The sequence below is a fragment of the Arsukibacterium ikkense genome, assembly GCF_000987775.1.
GTDB lineage: Bacteria > Pseudomonadota > Gammaproteobacteria > Enterobacterales > Alteromonadaceae > Alishewanella > Alishewanella ikkense.
Window position 1 is genome coordinate 90,864 of sequence record NZ_LAHO01000016.1, and the last position, 16,780, is coordinate 107,643.

A 16,780-nucleotide genomic window follows, 5' to 3' on the forward strand; every position below is an offset into this window, starting at 1 on the left:
CATGCACTAGGGTGCTTTGACGCTCGCTGTCAGTGAAAACTTCGCCAGCAAACTATCCAGTTTTGCCGGTTCTAACGGTTTGAAAATAATATCGTCCATGCCGGCCTCATGGTAGCAGGCGATTTCATCAGGCATAGCATGCGCGGTAAAAGCAACGATAGGAACTTTCTGATATTGAGGCTGCTGCCGCAGTTGCCTGGCAACGTCAACCCCAGACATATCCGGTAACTGAATATCCAGTAAAATCATGTCAAATTTATGCTGCTGACACAGGGTAAACACTTGCGCAGCAGAGGTAGCCGTATGCAGCAACAAGGGCTTGTTTTTCAGTAGTACTTGCACAAAAGCCAGGTTGGTTTCGTTATCATCAACCACCAGAATATGTTGCAGGCCAGTGTGTTTTGGTCGTATCTCGGCAAAGGCAATGACCTGCGCCAGACAATACTGATGGTTGGCCTGCACTGTGGGCATAATATCTTGCCAATCGGGCAACCTGGCCGGTGCGGCAAAACTCAGCACATTGGGCCCTCGTCGCAGCTGAGCAAACAGCACTTGCCACTCTGAGGGCGGTGCCACTACGGGTAAAAACAGCAACACAAGTTCAAATGCATTACTATTTATCAGCAACTCCAGCTCACTAAGGCTGTTACATTTGGTCACCTGCGCCACTATTCCAGTTAATGCCGTCGCGTGAGTCTGTAAACGCTCAGTATCTTCATCAAACAGCAATAACTGCTGCAGTAACCTGGGGGAGCTAACGGGCTCAGTCTGTACCGGCACCTTCAGTTGTAAAATACACCCCAGGCCATCGAGTGATTGACAGCTAAAGGTGGCACCACTAACCTGAACCGCCTTTAACAGGGCGATATCAGCATCACTCCACTGAAAATCAAGCATGTCGGCGGATTGCAGCAGTTGCCGGCAATGTGCAGGTAATCCATTGCCATTGCAACGGGCCGTTAACTGCAAATAGTCTTGTTCCCCGCCAGTATCGAACTGAATATCCAGCGTCATTTTGCTAACATCCTCTGCACGCAAACACAACAGTATCAGCGCCTGTAACAACGAGTTTAACGTTTGCTGGCAGAGGTTCACTGCACAATTTAAGGTGTTCGGGTGCTCCTGCCAGTCAAGATTGACCTCTGCTACAGGCAATACCGACCCAAGCTGTTGCAGATGCTGACTCAGCCAATGCGTCAGACTCAGTGATTCTCCCCGGAAGTCTGCTGCACTAAACTGATAATGTCCTGTCAGCAGGTGCAGTTGTAACAAACGTTGAAACTGCGCCGGCTGTAACTGCTCTTTACGCTGCCACAGGATCAAGCTTTGTTCAAACCAGTGCCGGATCTGACGCTGTTGCTGTTGCTGCTGAATACTGAAGTGCTGCCGTTGCTGGTCAAGGTCGTTACACTGAGAACTCAGCTGTTGCAATCGCTGATTTAACTGCAGTAACAACTGTTCATGGGCCGACTGTTTGTTATCCAATGCACTAACCAGGTCATTAAAGGCTTGTTGTACAGGTCGCAGTGTCGGAACCAACTGAGCCGAGATCTGACATTGCTGCTGAGCAGACTGCAAGCGATGTAAATGATGCGTCACTAACTCAATATCGGTATGATGGTGCTGCTGGCTGCGCTTTACCAAGCCGAAGCTTAATAGCATACCTACCGCCCAGGCCCCGCTAAGCAATGCCAGTGGCATTAACCAAACCAACCAGGCAAATTCAGTATCAAACACTACCGCGATATAACCGTTATCCGGCAACTGCCCCGTTAGCGTATCGCCAGCGCGGCCAAGACCAGCACTGACTGGCAATACAGCAAGTTGACTGCCATTGGCCAGAGTGCTTACCTGATATGCTAATGGTGCGCCTTCAAGCACCGGGGCCTCGGTCGGCAATGTGCTACTGGCAATGAACTGGCGCTGGGCGTTATAAGCAGTAATATGTTGCACCGCTAGTGGCGAACTATTATGAATTTGCCTTAACTGACTGGCAAGCGTCTCCGCTGGCGCAACCGCAAGATTAGCCTGAATAGCATAGTTAACGGTAATAGCTAATTGTTGTATTTGCTGTTGTTGTTGGCTGCGATTCTCATTGTGTAACCACTGCACCATCAGCAACCAGGCTAACAACAGCGCCAGCAACCATGGAATCATTAACTGTCTGAAGATATTTATCAAAACGTTGCTGCCGCCACATTCAGAAATAGTTACTATAAAGCGCTTCAGCAGCAGCGACAAGTTTAGCCACCCAAACAAACTACCTGGCGGCTATCCCTCGTCTGGCGGCTGCACTAGAAATGCAATTCAACACCAGCGAACACCCCTTTAAAATCGAGGTTGCTATACAGCTCGTCAAGATCATCCAGCCGCACGTTAACTACCCGGTAACCCAGCTTAAAACGAACGTCCACCGCCAGTGAATCAATAAGCTGGTAGCCAATGCCCGCTTGCAGATCATATAGCCGGCTGTCACTCCAGCCAATATAACTGCCCTGAGCAAACACATCCAGGCCGGTTAACGGCAAACCTATCTTGCTGCGGGCATACAACATGGGTAGCCATTGCGACACCGACTCTTCGCCCTGCAAGCCATTAGCTGCCTGCTCTATAACCGACACCGACCCCTTGACATGCTTGGCGTTCAAGCCAAGATCCAGCTCAATAAGGCGGTTATCTAACAACTCATAGTACAACACGACATCAGTGTTAGTCAGATCTACCCGGTTTGCCAGGGTGGTATTGATAGCAAAATCTTCCCCTGCAAAGCTAAAATCGCCATCAAGCAAGGTAATACCATTGGCTGCAAGCTGGTTATGCGCCAGCCGAATATTGGGTATCAGCGGTATTGGGTGCTCCAGTGCAATATAGACCGTACCTTGAGTTTTGCTGTTAAAATTAAACGCTGGCGCCGGCTCGCTATTGCCAAAACTGCCGGTCGCCTTGCTGCGCCAGCCATCGGCACCTATATACAAACCTAGCAGGGTATCTGCCGAAGCCTGTCCTGCTATCAGCATCGAACTAAACGCCACCATAACGGCTGCTTTGATGGTGGATCTTTGCATATCGATTATCCTTGAGTCAGTAATTCAGATAAATCAATCAGCGCCGCATTGGCGCGGGAAATATAATTAGCCATTACCAAACTATGGTTCGCCAGCACGCCGAAGCCACTGCCATTGAGTACCATCGGGCTCCAAATCGGTTGCTGAGTCGCCTCCAGTTCCCGGATAATTTGTTGCAGACTGACCATGGCATTACGCCGGTGTAAAACTTCGGCAAAATCCACTTCAACCGCTTTCAGGTAGTGCAACAGGGCCCAGGCCGCCCCACGCGCTTCATAAAATTCATCGTCTATTTTCCACCAGCTGGTCTTAATTCGTTGCTGACCCGCTGTTACGGTTGATTGGCGGGCATCGGCATCTCCAGCTAAATCAGTATTAAGCCGCTCCTGACCTACGCTGGCACTTAAGCGCTGCGAATAACTGCCCAGCCGCTTCTCAACATTTTTCAGCCAGTCACGCAAATTATCCGCCCGGGCATAAAACTGGCTGTCGGCCATATTTCGATCAGACAAGGCATCACGGTATAAATATAACTGGGCAATAGCCTTACGATATTCAGACTCCGCACTGGGAATAGCCCAGCTGCGATGATCGATATTAAACTGCGGCTGGGCAATTTTCAGGTAGGCATTTTCAGCAGATTGTGATTGCGAGCGGCTGAAATCTTTGCGAAAGGCCAACGCCAGATCACGGGACATTTCCAGTACACCAAACTCCCAGGCAGGCATATTATCCAGTAAACTAAAAGGCGGCAAAATGTCGTTCGACAAATAGCCGCCCGGCTTATCCAGCAGGGTTTCCGTTACTTTAATCAGCGCAGTGGTAGTAGTGTAACCTACTGTGGCACTGACCTTATCATCGAGGTGTGCCTGTTGAATCTGCGTCACCATAATCGCAGGCTCACGGCTAACCCACCAGCTCGTTACTACAAACAAAACCAATAACAGGCTGGCAGCCAGCAAAGCGACATTACGCTTGTTCATATCTCGTCCTTAGCGTCGGGGCATCTCAGTAAGTGGCATGCTCAGGGATAACACTTCACCATTACTAAAACTCAGATCTAATGTCACGCTTTCGCCTGCCATTAGCGGCTGTTGCGGATTAAATAACATCAGATGCAAGCCACCGGGCTGCAACGTTGCGCTGCTATTGGCGGCAATATCAATTTGATCAACCTGCTCCATCCGCATCACACCATCCTTATGCGTATGTTGATGTAATTCAGCTCGCTCAAAGGCATTACTTTGGGCGCTAACTAAACTAACGGCAGTTGCAGCATGATTATGGATAGTGAAATAGCCTGCCGTAACAGTGCGTCCCGGCATCGGCACCCGAACCTGCCCATCGGTAACAGTTAACTCTGTCGCCAATGCCGGTAAGGCTGTCAGACTAACTGTGGCAGAAATCAGCAAAGCAATAAATCGCACCATGTTACGCTCCCTTAACAAATTTAGTTTATCTTACACCAAATTCTGGCAGCGAACAGCGACTTAGCACAAAGTTATAGCCTGATAAATGGCAGCAGCCCGGCACAGCTAACTCCGGGCACGCTGCCACCACAGCAAAAGCGGCAACAAGTAGCACCATACGATAAAAGCTGAAAACATGGTAACTACCGGTAATAAATACAGCAGCAACAAACTGCTGGCAGATAACATCGGTTACTCCGCCGCAGGCTTAGTATCCGTTTTCTCTGCCTGCTGCTGAGCCAGTTGCGGCTCACTTTGCAGTAACAGACGCAGATCGGCAGCCGTTTTCTCCATGGCCTGGCGTGCTTGCTGCACAACCGTTATTTTAATATCGGCTAATTGATTAGCCGCTAATTGTTGCATAGCGTCAGTTACAGGATTTGCCTGGGCTGGCGCAGCAGTTAAACATACAACAGCAGTTAGAGTCAGAGCAGCGAAAGTTTTCATATAATATTCCTTCATAATTAAGTTAGTCAGTACTACAACTTACCTATTACAAAGCTTGTGCCAACTTTCAACCAAGACTAAATCATTGATATATAACTAAATTTTTACGAAGCACTTGATTGGTTATTTTTCAAGCATTGGCTCAATACTAAAAAATAGCCAATTTAACCACCATGTTAGTCAAAATCTTCATGTGAGGTTCACTTGCACATTATCGCCGCCATTTACTCTGGCACTGCCGCCAACGCCTGCACCAGTACTTCAGGCCCGGCAGCAGCCAGATGACCGTTTTCACTCAGATGGCGCCGCCACAAACGGGCACCGGGTAAGCCTTGAAACAGACCCAGCATATGCCTGGCAATGTGCCAGAAACGGGCGCCTTGCTGCATTTGCTGTTCAATGTAAGGCAACATCGCACGCACCAATTCGTGCTGCGTCAGCACTGGCTGCTCGTCACCATAGATCAAATGATCAACCTGGCTCAGTAAATACGGATTGGTATAAGCCTCCCGCCCTACCATCACACCGTCAACCAGTTGCAGCTGGTAGCGCACATCGTCCAGCGTTTTAATACCGCCGTTAATGCTGATATCAAGCTGCGGGAAATCACGCTTCAGCTGATGCACCCTGGGATAATCCAACTCAGGTATTTCGCGGTTTTCTTTCGGGCTTAACCCTTTTAACCAGGCTTTACGGGCGTGCACGATAAATTGCTGACAGCCCGCATCTGCAATAGTACCGATAAAATCGGTTAAAAACGGGTAACTATCCAGCTCATCTATCCCAATCCGGCTTTTTACCGTGACCGGGATCGATACCACATTCAGCATCGCTTGCACACAATCAGCCACTAACGCAGGCTGGGCCATCAGACAGGCGCCAAACATGCCGTTTTGCACCCGATCGGACGGGCAGCCAACATTAATATTGACCGCATCATAGCCTCGCTGCTCGGCCAGCTGCGCGCACCTGGCCATATCGGCCGGATTGGAACCGCCCAATTGCAGCACCAGTGGATGTTCTTGCTGATTAAAAGCCAGATAATCGCCCTTACCATGGATCAACGCCCCGGTTGTTACCATTTCGGTATACAACACGGCGTGCCTGGTCATCAACCGGTGAAAATAGCGGCAATGCCTGTCAGTCCAATCCAGCATCGGGGCGACAGAAAATTTATGGTCAATAAGTTTAGTAGCCAAAATGCTCGTACCTGCAGTAAAAGATGAATGATTCAGCCACATATTGTACAACAATCTATGGTTAATTAGGGCGCTAGCGGATATTTATCAAGCAGCACCAGGCGTGGCACTTAGAAACTAATATGCTACACTGCCAAAGACTGCTGTCAGGAGAATAGAGTAAGAATGTCAACTGAATCATTAGTAACCCGGGCCAAAGCAATTTGCGATAAAAATGGCGCTCGCTTTACCTCTATCAGGGAAAAAGTATTTCGATTAATGGCAAAAACTGATGGCGGTATGGGTGCGTATGATTTGCTGGAGCAGTTAAAACAAACTGAACCCGCCGCTAAACCTGCCACCATCTACCGGGCACTGGAATTCTTAACCGAGCAGGGGTTTATTCACAAAATAGAATCCAGCAATGCTTTTATGCTGTGTCATCATTTTGGCCATCATCACCCGGCGCAGTTACTGATCTGCGACAGCTGTGGCGGCGTAAGCGAATTACATTCCGCAGTATTGCAACAAGAGTTCAGCAGACTGGCGAGCGAACAAGGTTTTAAAATTAAGCATCAGACTATTGAGGCCCATGGTTTTTGTCATAAATGCCAGCAAGTTGCATAAATAACGTTAAACCCATAAGCTGACTTGTAGGATCAGTTAAATGCTCCTAGTCTTATAAGGGCATCCACAAAAACTTCAATATATAACTAACAGGCGCGCTTCATGAATGTTGAGTACATAAATCCATTTCTTTCTTCGCTGGTGAATGTGTTAGCTACCATGGCCAATACCACTATCGTGCCTGGTCAGCCTCGAATTAAAAAAGACGAAGTAGCACGAGGTGATGTTTCAGGCTTAATTGGCATGGTAGGCAGTGATATTAAAGGCTCATTTTCAGTCAGTTTTGAAGAAGGCTTAGCCCTGGAGGTGATGTACCGGATGCTCGGTGAAAAACCGAAAACCATCAATGCCGATGTCACCGATATGGTTGGTGAGATCACCAACATGGTTACCGGTGGCGCCAAACGGATTTTAGGTGACAAAGGTTATGAGTTCTCGATGGCCACGCCGATAGTCGTATCCGGCAAAGCCCATACCATTACCCATAAATGCGAGGGGCCGACCATTTTAATGCCATTCGATTCTGAATTTGGCAAAGTGCATATTGAAGTCAGCTTCGACAGGTAAACGGCCAGGCTACTGGCCAGTCAGATACTGATAATTGACCCGCGGCGTGATATTACATAACAGCTCATAGGGAATGGTATCGGCACATTGAGCTACCCGTTCAATGGCCAGTTCCGGGCCCCATAATACCGCTTCAGCTCCAATGGTTTCAGTTGGACACTCGCCAAGATCAACGGTGATCATATCCATTGAAACCCGCCCAACCAACTGCACCTCGCGCCCCTCAAGCCATACTGGTGTGCCGTTACTGGCATGGCGCGGATAACCGTCACCATAGCCAATAGCAATTACTCCAATCCAGGTTGTAACTTTTGCTTGCCAGTTGCCGCCATAACCCACTGTCTCTCCGGCTTGGACCTGGCGCATGGCAATTAGCCGGCTGCTTAAGCGCATAACAGGTTGCAACTGATGTTGCTGGCCGCTCTGATTTGGCAGTGGCGAAATGCCATGCAGCATTAGTCCCGGACGTACCCAGTCGGCATGACTCTGTGGCAGGCTAATGATTGCTGCACTATTAGCCAGGCTTTGTTGCTCGGCTTTATCGCTGCAAAGTAGTTGAAACAGCGCCTGTTGCTGTTCGGTCTTATCCGAGCCTGGTATATCGGCACAGCAAAAATGGCTCATTAAGCGAATACCTGGTTGCACAGCCGGGCATTGCCATAACCTACGATAAAACTCAGCAAACTGTTCTGGTGCTATCCCCAGCCGATGCATACCGGTATCAATTTTTAACCAGACTTTCAGCTGTCCATCCAACTCTGCCTGTTCCAGTGCCATTAGTTGTAGCTCATTATGCACTACGGTCTGCAGGTTATTGGCCAGCAAAATGGGCAATTCAGCCGCTTCGTAAAAGCCTTCGAGTAATACAATCGGCTTGACGATACCAGCGGTACGCAGAGCCAGCGCTTCATCAATCCGTGCTACGGCGAAGGCATCGGCGGCGGTTAAAGCCTGCGCTACTTTTACCAGGCCATGGCCGTAAGCATTGGCTTTTAACACTGCCAATACCTTACTGGCAGGAGCAAGCTGCTGCACCCGCTGTAAATTATGGCCAAGGGCAGCCAGATTAATTTGGGCTACCGGCCGGCGTGACATTAATACTCGTCCTCAAAACGGGCGCTACCGGCGTAGTTATCAAAGCGGGAGAAATGACCATGAAAAGTTAGCCGAACTTTACCGATGGGGCCGTTTCGCTGTTTACCAATGATAATTTCAGCCAGGCCTTTTTCGGCGCTATCTTCGTGATACACCTCATCGCGATAGATAAACATAATTAAGTCGGCGTCTTGTTCAATAGAGCCTGATTCGCGCAAGTCAGAGTTAACCGGGCGTTTATCGGCCCGCTGCTCCAGGCCACGATTAAGCTGCGACAGGGCAATCACCGGCACTTTCAACTCTTTGGCTAACGATTTTAACGAACGGGAAATTTCGGCAATTTCCAGGGTGCGGTTTTCACTTAAGCCCGGCACCGTCATTAATTGCAAATAGTCGACCATGATCATACTCAGGCCACCGTGCTCGCGCGCTACCCTTCTGGCCCGTGAGCGCACTTCGGTCGGGGTCAGGCCAGAGGCATCATCAATATACATTTTGCCTTTGCTGTTTAACAGCTCAATGGCTGACGAAAGCCGCGCCCAGTCTTCATCTTCCAACTGACCGGTACGAACCTTGGTTTGGTTGATCCGGCCTAATGAAGCCAGCATCCGCATCATAATCTGGTCTGAAGGCATCTCCAGACTGAAAATAAGCACCGGTTTGTCGCTGGTAATGGCGGCATGCTCACACAGGTTCATGGCGAAAGTGGTTTTACCCATCGAAGGCCGGGCCGCGACAATAATTAAGTCAGATGGCTGAAAGCCATTGGTCATTTTATCCAGGTCCATATAACCCGATGATAAGCCCGTGACACCGGTTTGTGGCGAGCGAAACAGCGCATCAATTTTATCGATGGTTTTCGCCAGAATATTATTAATCGGCTCCGGGCCTTCATTGGCATTGGCCCGTTGCTCGGCAATTTTAAACACCTTACTTTCCGCAAAATCCAGTAGTTCAGCGCTGGTACGGCCCTGGGTGTCATAGCCGGCATCGGCAATATCGTGCGCAACCGCTATCATATCGCGCACCACAGCACGTTCCCGTACAATGTCAGCATAGGCCATAATATTGGCGGCGCTGGGGGTGTTTTTGGCAATTTCACCCAAATAGGCAAAGCCACCAATATCATCCAGTTGCTGGTTGGCTTCCAGTGCTTCAGATACAGTAATCAAATCTATCGGCTGGTTGGCTTCGGCAATCCGCGCCATAGCGCTAAAGATAAACCGGTGTGAGCGCAGATAAAAATCCTGCTCGACCACCTTTTCAGATACCCGGTCCCAGGCCTGATTATCCAGCATTAAACCGCCAAGCACAGACTGCTCAGCTTCGATAGAGTGCGGTGGCATTTTCAGGCCGGCGACTTGCTTGTCTTTATTACTGCTCATAACACCTGACAGAATTGGAAATAACTGTGCAATGCTACCTTGCAAGCGGCAGAATAAAAAGCAACGTTGAGATTTTTTTTAAAATGATGCGGTACAGCGAGAGAAGAGCGAGAGGGAGAACAGAATGGCGCACTGCACTGCAGTGCGCCAACAGCCTTAGGCTTCTGCGATAATAACAACTTTAATGGTTGCTACTACTTCAGCGTGTAACTGCAGATCGATGTCGAACTCGCCAGTTTCACGTAAAGTACCGTTAGGTAATTTCACTTCAGCTTTGGTTACTTTTACGCCAGCTTCAGTAATGGCATCAGCGATATCGCGGGTACCTACTGAACCGAACAACTTGCCTTCGTCACCGGCTTTAGAAGCGATAGTCACTTCAGCCAGTGCTGCCAGCTTAGCAGCGCGGTCGTTAGCGGCCGTTAAATCAGCAGCCAGTTTGGCTTCTAATTCAGCACGACGCTGTTCGAACTTTTCGGTGTTAGCTTTGTTAGCCGGAACTGCTTTACCCTGTGGGAATAAGAAGTTACGAGCATAACCAGACTTAACAGTAACATTGTCACCTAAACCACCAAGGTTTGAGACTTTGTCTAACAGAATTACTTGCATACTTATACCCCTTCTGTATTAGCTGTGTGAGTCGCTGTACGGCAACAAGGCCAGGTAGCGAGCGCGCTTAATAGCACGAGCCAGCTGACGCTGATACTTAGCGCTGGTACCAGTAATACGGCTAGGTACGATTTTGCCGCTTTCTGTAACGTAGTTTTTCAGAACAGCGGTATCTTTGTAATCAATCTCTACAGTGCCTTCTGCAGAAAAACGGCAGAATTTACGGCGACGGAAAAAACGTGACATTTGTCTGTCTCCTAACTTATTTGTTCAATCTGCTGGGCGTGCAGTACCAGTTTTGCCTGACCACTGCGGTTCTGGTGCCGGTTTAAAAACCCGCTAACCTTTACCATACTGCCCAACGTCAAAGTTTGAGCTTGCTGATGTAACACTGTGCCGCTTAACACCACCTGCATCCTGACATAAGCCTGACGGTTAAGGCCGGCTTCCTGTTGGAGACTGCGATGTTCTACGGTGATAACAGTGTGCGGGATACCCGCCGGACTCTCACTGCGTTCAGGGTGCCGACAAACGGCGCCACTAAGCACGGTCAAGTTGTCCATCAAACTTACTCTTCGTTTTCAACCTGCTCTTCTGATTCGCGAGGAGCACGGTCACGAGGACGCTCGTCACGAGAACGCTCATCACGTACCTTAGCCATTGGAGATGGCTCAACTACGGCACCATTAGTGCGCATAATCAGGTTACGTAAAACCGCATCGTTGAAACGGAAGTTAGTTTCCAGCTCATCAATCACTGTTTGTGGTGCTTCCACGTTCAGCAACACATAGTGTGCTTTGTGCAGTTTTTGGATTGGGTAAGCCAGTTGACGACGGCCCCAGTCTTCTAAACGGTGGATAGTACCGCCCGCTTCTTTGATTGAGCCAGTGTAACGCTCGATCATGCCAGGCACTTGTTCACTCTGATCAGGGTGAACCATAAAAACGATTTCGTAATGACGCATTGTAGCTCCTTACGGTTAGTAAGCCTCGGGTGAGCTCGGCCGGGCTCGCATAGAGGCAAGGAACGTGAGTGTATGGCCGAAGGTCGCGTATTTTACGGAGTTAGCGGGTAAATAACAAGCAGAATATATGCTAAAAGGTCTACGTTCGCTGGCGTACTGCTTCGAATAGACAAATCCCCGCTGCTACCGATACATTCAGGCTGGACACTGTGCCAAACATCGGAATCTTCACCAGGCTGTCGCAGGTTTCGCGGGTTAAGCGGCGCAGGCCTTCGCCTTCAGCACCCAATACAATGGCCAGCGGGCCTTTAAAATCAGCCTGATAAATGGTGGTTTCGGTTTCACCGGCAGTGCCCACTACCCAAACCCCGGCTTCCTGCAATTCGCGCAGGGTGCGGGCTAAATTGGTCACCGTAATAAAAGGCACCGCTTCAGCGGCACCACAGGCCACTTTACGCACCACGGCGGTCAATTTTACTGAACGGTCTTTGGGTGAAATTACTGCATGCACCCCGGCCGCATCAGCGCTGCGTAAAATAGCGCCCAGGTTATGTGGGTCAGTTACGCCGTCAAGCACCAGTAAAAACGGCTTATCTTTTTGCTCAAGTATGGTCGCCAGGTCGCTTTCCGTGCCACTGCTGGCTAAGCGCGCCTTGGCAACTATGCCCTGATGCTGGCCACTGACCATGTCATCCAAAGTTCGGCGGTTACAAAACTGAATTGAAATACCATGTTGCCGCGCTTGCTGAATAAGTGGTTGCATCCGCTTATCTTCGCGGTCTTTCATAATAAACAACTCTAAAATATCCTGCGGCGCCCGCTCTAACAGGGCATTTACCGCATGAATACCAAATACAAAATCTGCGCTCATCGTTAGCTTATTCTCAATATCTAGGTGTTTTAACTACTTGCCTTAGGCTTTTTCGCCCGGCGTCGCGGTTTCTTCGGCCCGCTTTTCGCAGCTTTCGGTTTATCGCCGGCTTTGGCCGCTGGCTTGGCCGCGCCGCCTGCATTTCCTTTGCCACTGCGCCGGGCGCCGCCACCTGCTTTGGCGTCTCTTTCGGCAGAAGCGGCGTTGCGGCTGGCTTTAACTGCCCGGCCTGAGACATTATGGATAGGCTCGCCCACTACGGCTAAATCAATTTTGCGCGATTCCAGGCTGACAGCCAGTACTTTGACTTTAACCTGATCGCCCATCCGGTAGTTCACTCCGCTATGCTCACCGGTCAGCACCTGGCGTTCAGCATCAAAGCGGTAGTAATCGTTCTGCAGCGACGTAACATGCACCAGGCCTTCAATGTACAAATCGCTTAAGCGCACAAATAAACCGAAATTAGTTACAGTGGAGACAACGCCTTCAAATTCGGCGCCCAGGTGATCCTGCATATATTCGCATTTCAGCCAGTCCGACACTTCCCGGGTAGCATCATCGGCGCGGCGCTCGGTCATCGAGCACTGCTCGCCAAAATGGGTTATTTCTTTGTCACTATACGCCCGCTCACCTGTCACTTTTTGGTTTTGCTTCACCAGAATGGCTTTAATGGCGCGGTGTAATACCAAGTCCGGGTAACGGCGAATGGGTGAGGTAAAGTGGGCATAGGCTTCCAGTGCTAAACCAAAGTGGCCCTGATTATCACCCTGGTACACCGCCTGCTTCATCGAGCGTAACATAGTGGTTTCAATCAGCTCCCGATCAGGCCGGTCTGCCAGCGTTGCCAATACTTGGGTCAGCTCCAAAGGCGTTGGTTCGGCGGAAAGATTGGCTTCAATACCTAATTCAGCTAAAAAGCGCCGGAAGTTAGCAAAACGATCGCCATCAGGCCGTTCATGCACCCGGAACAGCGCCTGAGCTTCATGTTTTTCAACAAAACGGGCCGAGGCTACGTTGGCCATAATCATACATTCTTCAATGATTTTATGGGCTTCGTTGCGATGCACCGGTACAATTTGCTCAATTTTGCGATGGCTGTTAAAGATAAAGCGGGTTTCCACCGTTTCAAACTCAATAGCGCCACGCTGACCGCGCACCTTGGCTAGCTTTTTATACAGGCTGTACAGGGTTTCCAGATTGGACAGGTTTGCCTGGTATTGTTTACGCAGCTCCGGGTCGCCCTGCAATATGGCATGCACTTTGTTATAGGTAAAACGGGCAGCGGAGTGCATTACCGCTTCATAAAACTGATAGCTATCCAGCTTACCGCTGGCACTAATCTGCATTTCAGCGACAAAACATAAGCGGTCGGTGTGTGGATTAAGCGAACACAGCCCATTAGATAATGCCTCTGGTAACATCGGCACCACATGGTCGGGAAAATACACCGAATTACCGCGCTCCAGCGCACTGCGATCCAGTGGCGTATCGGGCATGACGTAAGCACTGACATCAGCAATAGCCACCCACAATTTCCAGCCGCCATTCTCTTTGGCTTCGGCATAAACAGCATCGTCAAAATCGCGGGCATCTTCGCCATCAATAGTCACCAGCGGCAATTTGGTCAGGTCAACCCGCCCCAACTTGGCTTCTGCTGGTACCTGCTCGCCATATTTGGCCACTTGCTGTAATACTGCTTGTGGAAATTCATGTGGAATTTGATGATTGCGAATAGCCACTTCAATTTCCATACCGGGTGCCATATGCTCGCCCAATACTTCAATCACTTTGCCCACAGCACTTACCCGCTTAGACGGGCGCTGAGTAATTTCCACTAACACTATCTGGCCGTGGCGCGCTGCGCCCTGCTCACCTTCCGGCACCATGATATCCTGGGTAATTCGCGGGTCGTCGGGTACCACTACGCACACGGCATTATCTTTATAATAGCGACCAACAATCGGCTCAGTGCGCGGCTCAAGCACCCGTACTACCCGTGCTTCTACTTTGTCTTTGCTTTTCATCGCGGCTGCGGTGGCCAACACTTTATCGCCCGGCAACACCCGTTGCATTTCATGATATGGCAGGTACCAATCCGGCCCGCCCTCTTCCAGTTTTAAGAAACCGAAACCCTCGCGGTGGCCTATAACAGTGCCTTTGACCAAATCCATATGATCAACCAGACCATAACGTTTACTCTTAGTAAACAGCAGCTGGCCGTCACGCTCCATTGCCCGTAAACGCTTTTTCAACGCGAAAATAGCATCATCATCTGTCAGGCCCAGTTCGCTGACCAGCTCTTCGAAGTAGGCAGGTTGTTGCCGCTTTTCGATGTGTTCGAGAATAAATTCGCGGCTGGGGATAGGGTTGTCGTATTTTTCTTGCTCACGCGCAAGATGCGGATCATTTACCGTCATTAATTAAACTTTTATTTCCTGTTTTCATATATTGAGTGTAACAGCTAAGCGAATAAATTGGATGAACTTCATTTGACAGGTCGTCTGGCATTGGCCACAACCCGTTCTGGCATCTTTTTGGCAAGCTGTTGCAGTAGTTGTTGTATTCTAGCATGAGTGGCGCTATCTGCACTAATAGCATGATGCAACCAGCGGTAGCTTTGCTCATAATCTACCGGCGAACCGTAACCGTCTACCAGTAATTGGGCATAACGCAGCTTGGCATTCAGGTTGCCCATCGCCGCGGCCTCATGCAAATACACCAGCGCTTTGTCGATATCGACCTGCACAAACCGGCCGATATGGTAATACCGTCCAACTTGCTCTAACGCTTCAGGCAAACCCTGGGCGGCGGCTTGCAGCATTAAATCCCAGCCACGCTCGACATTGCGGGGTACGCAAACCGCATACGCCAGCATATCGCCGTATAAAAACTGATAGGCCGGCAGGCGCATTATATCGGCACGCGCCTCAATATCCTGTACCAGCTGGCAGTCGTCTGCCCGTACCTGACGTAAATGACTGTTCGTTTTAATTAAATCTAACAGCTCATCCTGGCTGTAAAGTTGTACGGCATCTATCTGCTGGGCCGTGACGGCTGCCGGCACCACTAACCCAAGCAGCAACAGCGTAGCTGGTAATAACAAAACTGTTTTCATAAGGCGTCAAATAACCGTTAGTTAATCCAGAACAATACCTTCCAGAAGCAAAAAACATGCCGTCTGGAGTTATTGCTCGTTATAACGCAGCCATTGTGGCTGCACCCGCAACTGTGCCGGTTGTTGTTGCACACTCTGGCTACTAACGGCTACGCCACTGCAGTTGCTATTATTGATATAGGCCAAAGCTTCTGCATACAGGGGGTCATTACTGACGCCCCAGTCACCTGCTACCGTGGCATTTACCTGGCAATTTGGCATTAAACCGTCGAAGTAATCACCAAAATCCAGCGCATTAACGGTTTGAAAGTTAATGGCGAATAAACGATAACCAGCTACCCTGTCAGGCATCTGACCGACTGGCTTACCGCACGTTGTTTCGCCAATTTGCACCACATCGATAAAGGGGCTCAGAGCATTGATCACCAGCTCACTGGAAGAACAACTACCTGCGGTAGTAAGCACAAATACCCGAGGTAAATTCAGGTTAGTTCTGCCGGCACCCAACGCAAAAGTGACTGTACTGTTTTTACTGGTATTTTTATCGTTGTAGCGATATTTAACAAAGGTTTTGCCCTGTAAGCGTGGCAAAGCAATGTGCGAACTTAACTGGTTGGCGACCCGGATTAACCCTCCGCCGTTATAACGCACATCCAACACCAACTCATCAATATTTTGCTGAGCAAAATAACTGAATGCCTGTTCCAGTTCAGTTTCCGATAATTCGATAAAGGTGTTAAACACCAGATACCCTACTTTTTTCTCAGCAACCTGACTAACCGAGCGATGCATTACCGTATTGGTGCTGACCGTTCCTTTAACAAAATCGGCCTGCTGCTGGCTGCTGTCAGGCTTACGCCAGACAAAATTGCGAACCACGCCCTCTTCGTTTGGGCCATAGATATCGTCATTAGTAGCGGTGCCTGCATCCAGCCTGGCTAACCATTCCGCCACGCTGATACCGTCTATTTCCATAATTTTATCAGCCCTGCGCAAGCCTCGCTGGGCTGCGGATCCGGCATCGAACACATACAACACCTGTAATGCGGTATTGTTATCCGTGCGTTGAGTAGCAAAACCGAAGCCGAAAAAAACGGCATTAATATAGCGATCCTGATATTGCTGCTCTGTTATGACAAAGCTGTAACGGTCACGATCAGCCAGCACCCGGCTTAAGTAAGCGGCAGGGGTGCTAAACGCCAGTGGGTCAACACCGGTTTTCAGTTCGTTGTACCACAGATAGTCAGCGTGCAGCTTACAATACAACTGACTGTTAATATCATTACGGCCACACTCAGCGATGTTATTGTCAGCACTGTCGCTACTATCAGAGCCACCACAACCAGCCAGCACAAGGCAACACGCCATAACCAGGAACTTGTTCATCA

The 16,780-nt window shown here is 49.5% G+C and carries 18 protein-coding genes; 2 read left to right on the forward strand and 16 right to left on the reverse strand.

The genetic code is table 11. From position 1 onward, the window contains the following. Positions 1–6: 6 nt before the first annotated feature. The 6 genes from WG68_RS15650 to dusA form a co-directional block, all read right to left on the reverse strand. Positions 7–2,157 carry a response regulator gene (locus WG68_RS15650; protein WP_152663131.1) on the reverse strand — a complete coding sequence of 717 codons (2,151 nt, stop codon included), beginning with the start codon at positions 2,155–2,157 and terminating at the stop codon, positions 7–9. Positions 2,158–2,294: 137 nt separating this feature from the next. Beyond that, positions 2,295–3,065, reverse strand: a complete 771-nt coding sequence (locus WG68_RS15655) for a TIGR04219 family outer membrane beta-barrel protein (RefSeq protein ID WP_046558666.1) — start codon at positions 3,063–3,065, stop codon at positions 2,295–2,297. A 5-nt stretch (positions 3,066–3,070) separates the two neighbouring features. Further along, positions 3,071–4,048: a DUF2333 family protein gene (locus WG68_RS15660; protein ID WP_046558667.1), complete on the reverse strand. Its 978-nt coding sequence runs from the start codon at positions 4,046–4,048 to the stop codon at positions 3,071–3,073. 9 nt (positions 4,049–4,057) lie between these two features. Continuing rightward, positions 4,058–4,495: a copper chaperone PCu(A)C gene (locus WG68_RS15665; protein ID WP_052749131.1), complete on the reverse strand. Its 438-nt coding sequence runs from the start codon at positions 4,493–4,495 to the stop codon at positions 4,058–4,060. Positions 4,496–4,726: 231 nt separating this feature from the next. Beyond that, a complete protein-coding gene (locus WG68_RS15670) occupies positions 4,727–4,981 on the reverse strand; it encodes a hypothetical protein (RefSeq protein ID WP_046558668.1) in 255 nt (84 codons plus the stop codon). Between the two features lie 224 nt (positions 4,982–5,205). Next, positions 5,206–6,180: a tRNA dihydrouridine(20/20a) synthase DusA gene (gene dusA / locus WG68_RS15675; protein ID WP_200897613.1), complete on the reverse strand. Its 975-nt coding sequence runs from the start codon at positions 6,178–6,180 to the stop codon at positions 5,206–5,208. A gap of 165 nt (positions 6,181–6,345) precedes the next feature. Between dusA and zur the strand changes: the two genes are divergently transcribed. Both zur and WG68_RS15685 read left to right on the forward strand, forming a co-directional pair. Beyond that, entirely contained in the window at positions 6,346–6,786 is a 441-nt protein-coding gene (gene zur / locus WG68_RS15680; RefSeq protein ID WP_046558669.1) for a zinc uptake transcriptional repressor Zur, read from the forward strand. 102 nt (positions 6,787–6,888) lie between these two features. Beyond that, the gene (locus WG68_RS15685) at positions 6,889–7,353 is read left to right on the forward strand and encodes a chemotaxis protein CheX (RefSeq protein WP_046558670.1); all 465 of its coding nucleotides are present in this window, start codon (positions 6,889–6,891) and stop codon (positions 7,351–7,353) included. A 9-nt stretch (positions 7,354–7,362) separates the two neighbouring features. Here WG68_RS15685 and alr read toward each other — a convergent pair whose 3' ends face one another. From alr to WG68_RS15735, 10 genes are all read right to left on the reverse strand, one after another. Further along, positions 7,363–8,448 carry an alanine racemase gene (gene alr, locus WG68_RS15690; protein WP_046558671.1) on the reverse strand — a complete coding sequence of 362 codons (1,086 nt, stop codon included), beginning with the start codon at positions 8,446–8,448 and terminating at the stop codon, positions 7,363–7,365. Next, positions 8,448–9,833: a replicative DNA helicase gene (gene dnaB / locus WG68_RS15695; protein ID WP_052749132.1), complete on the reverse strand. Its 1,386-nt coding sequence runs from the start codon at positions 9,831–9,833 to the stop codon at positions 8,448–8,450. The genes alr and dnaB overlap by 1 nt, the downstream gene beginning before the upstream one ends. A gap of 156 nt (positions 9,834–9,989) precedes the next feature. Continuing rightward, positions 9,990–10,442 (reverse strand): 50S ribosomal protein L9, encoded by a 453-nt coding sequence (gene rplI, locus WG68_RS15700; protein WP_046558672.1) that lies wholly within the window; start codon positions 10,440–10,442, stop codon positions 9,990–9,992. 18 nt (positions 10,443–10,460) lie between these two features. Further along, positions 10,461–10,688, reverse strand: coding sequence for a 30S ribosomal protein S18 (gene rpsR / locus WG68_RS15705; RefSeq protein ID WP_008218940.1), 228 nt, complete (start codon positions 10,686–10,688; stop codon positions 10,461–10,463). Positions 10,689–10,699: 11 nt separating this feature from the next. Beyond that, a complete protein-coding gene (priB, locus tag WG68_RS15710; RefSeq protein ID WP_046558673.1) occupies positions 10,700–11,005 on the reverse strand; it encodes a primosomal replication protein N in 306 nt (101 codons plus the stop codon). Between the two features lie 5 nt (positions 11,006–11,010). Further along, entirely contained in the window at positions 11,011–11,406 is a 396-nt protein-coding gene (gene rpsF / locus WG68_RS15715) for a 30S ribosomal protein S6 (protein ID WP_046558674.1), read from the reverse strand. Between the two features lie 139 nt (positions 11,407–11,545). After that, entirely contained in the window at positions 11,546–12,277 is a 732-nt protein-coding gene (gene rlmB / locus WG68_RS15720; protein ID WP_046558675.1) for a 23S rRNA (guanosine(2251)-2'-O)-methyltransferase RlmB, read from the reverse strand. A gap of 29 nt (positions 12,278–12,306) precedes the next feature. Continuing rightward, positions 12,307–14,694, reverse strand: coding sequence for a ribonuclease R (rnr, locus tag WG68_RS15725; RefSeq protein WP_046558676.1), 2,388 nt, complete (start codon positions 14,692–14,694; stop codon positions 12,307–12,309). 68 nt (positions 14,695–14,762) lie between these two features. Next, positions 14,763–15,392, reverse strand: a complete 630-nt coding sequence (locus WG68_RS15730) for a tetratricopeptide repeat protein (protein WP_046558677.1) — start codon at positions 15,390–15,392, stop codon at positions 14,763–14,765. A 69-nt stretch (positions 15,393–15,461) separates the two neighbouring features. Next, positions 15,462–16,778, reverse strand: a complete 1,317-nt coding sequence (locus WG68_RS15735; protein WP_052749133.1) for a S41 family peptidase — start codon at positions 16,776–16,778, stop codon at positions 15,462–15,464. Positions 16,779–16,780: the final 2 nt, after the last annotated feature.

Coding starts and splice junctions, on each gene's coding strand:
- WG68_RS15735 (WP_052749133.1), bottom strand. CDS start 16,778: ATGAACAAGTTCCTGGTTATGGCGTGTTGCCTTGTGCTGGCTGGTTGT.
- WG68_RS15730 (WP_046558677.1), bottom strand. CDS start 15,392: ATGAAAACAGTTTTGTTATTACCAGCTACGCTGTTGCTGCTTGGGTTA.
- WG68_RS15655 (WP_046558666.1), bottom strand. CDS start 3,065: ATGCAAAGATCCACCATCAAAGCAGCCGTTATGGTGGCGTTTAGTTCG.
- WG68_RS15685 (WP_046558670.1), top strand. CDS start 6,889: ATGAATGTTGAGTACATAAATCCATTTCTTTCTTCGCTGGTGAATGTG.
- zur (WP_046558669.1), top strand. CDS start 6,346: ATGTCAACTGAATCATTAGTAACCCGGGCCAAAGCAATTTGCGATAAA.
- rpsF (WP_046558674.1), bottom strand. CDS start 11,406: ATGCGTCATTACGAAATCGTTTTTATGGTTCACCCTGATCAGAGTGAA.
- rplI (WP_046558672.1), bottom strand. CDS start 10,442: ATGCAAGTAATTCTGTTAGACAAAGTCTCAAACCTTGGTGGTTTAGGT.
- WG68_RS15665 (WP_052749131.1), bottom strand. CDS start 4,495: ATGGTGCGATTTATTGCTTTGCTGATTTCTGCCACAGTTAGTCTGACA.
- rpsR (WP_008218940.1), bottom strand. CDS start 10,688: ATGTCACGTTTTTTCCGTCGCCGTAAATTCTGCCGTTTTTCTGCAGAA.
- rnr (WP_046558676.1), bottom strand. CDS start 14,694: ATGACGGTAAATGATCCGCATCTTGCGCGTGAGCAAGAAAAATACGAC.
- WG68_RS15670 (WP_046558668.1), bottom strand. CDS start 4,981: ATGAAAACTTTCGCTGCTCTGACTCTAACTGCTGTTGTATGTTTAACT.
- dnaB (WP_052749132.1), bottom strand. CDS start 9,833: ATGAGCAGTAATAAAGACAAGCAAGTCGCCGGCCTGAAAATGCCACCG.
- rlmB (WP_046558675.1), bottom strand. CDS start 12,277: ATGAGCGCAGATTTTGTATTTGGTATTCATGCGGTAAATGCCCTGTTA.
- alr (WP_046558671.1), bottom strand. CDS start 8,448: ATGTCACGCCGGCCGGTAGCCCAAATTAATCTGGCTGCCCTTGGCCAT.
- WG68_RS15650 (WP_152663131.1), bottom strand. CDS start 2,157: ATGATTCCATGGTTGCTGGCGCTGTTGTTAGCCTGGTTGCTGATGGTG.
- WG68_RS15660 (WP_046558667.1), bottom strand. CDS start 4,048: ATGAACAAGCGTAATGTCGCTTTGCTGGCTGCCAGCCTGTTATTGGTT.
- priB (WP_046558673.1), bottom strand. CDS start 11,005: ATGGACAACTTGACCGTGCTTAGTGGCGCCGTTTGTCGGCACCCTGAA.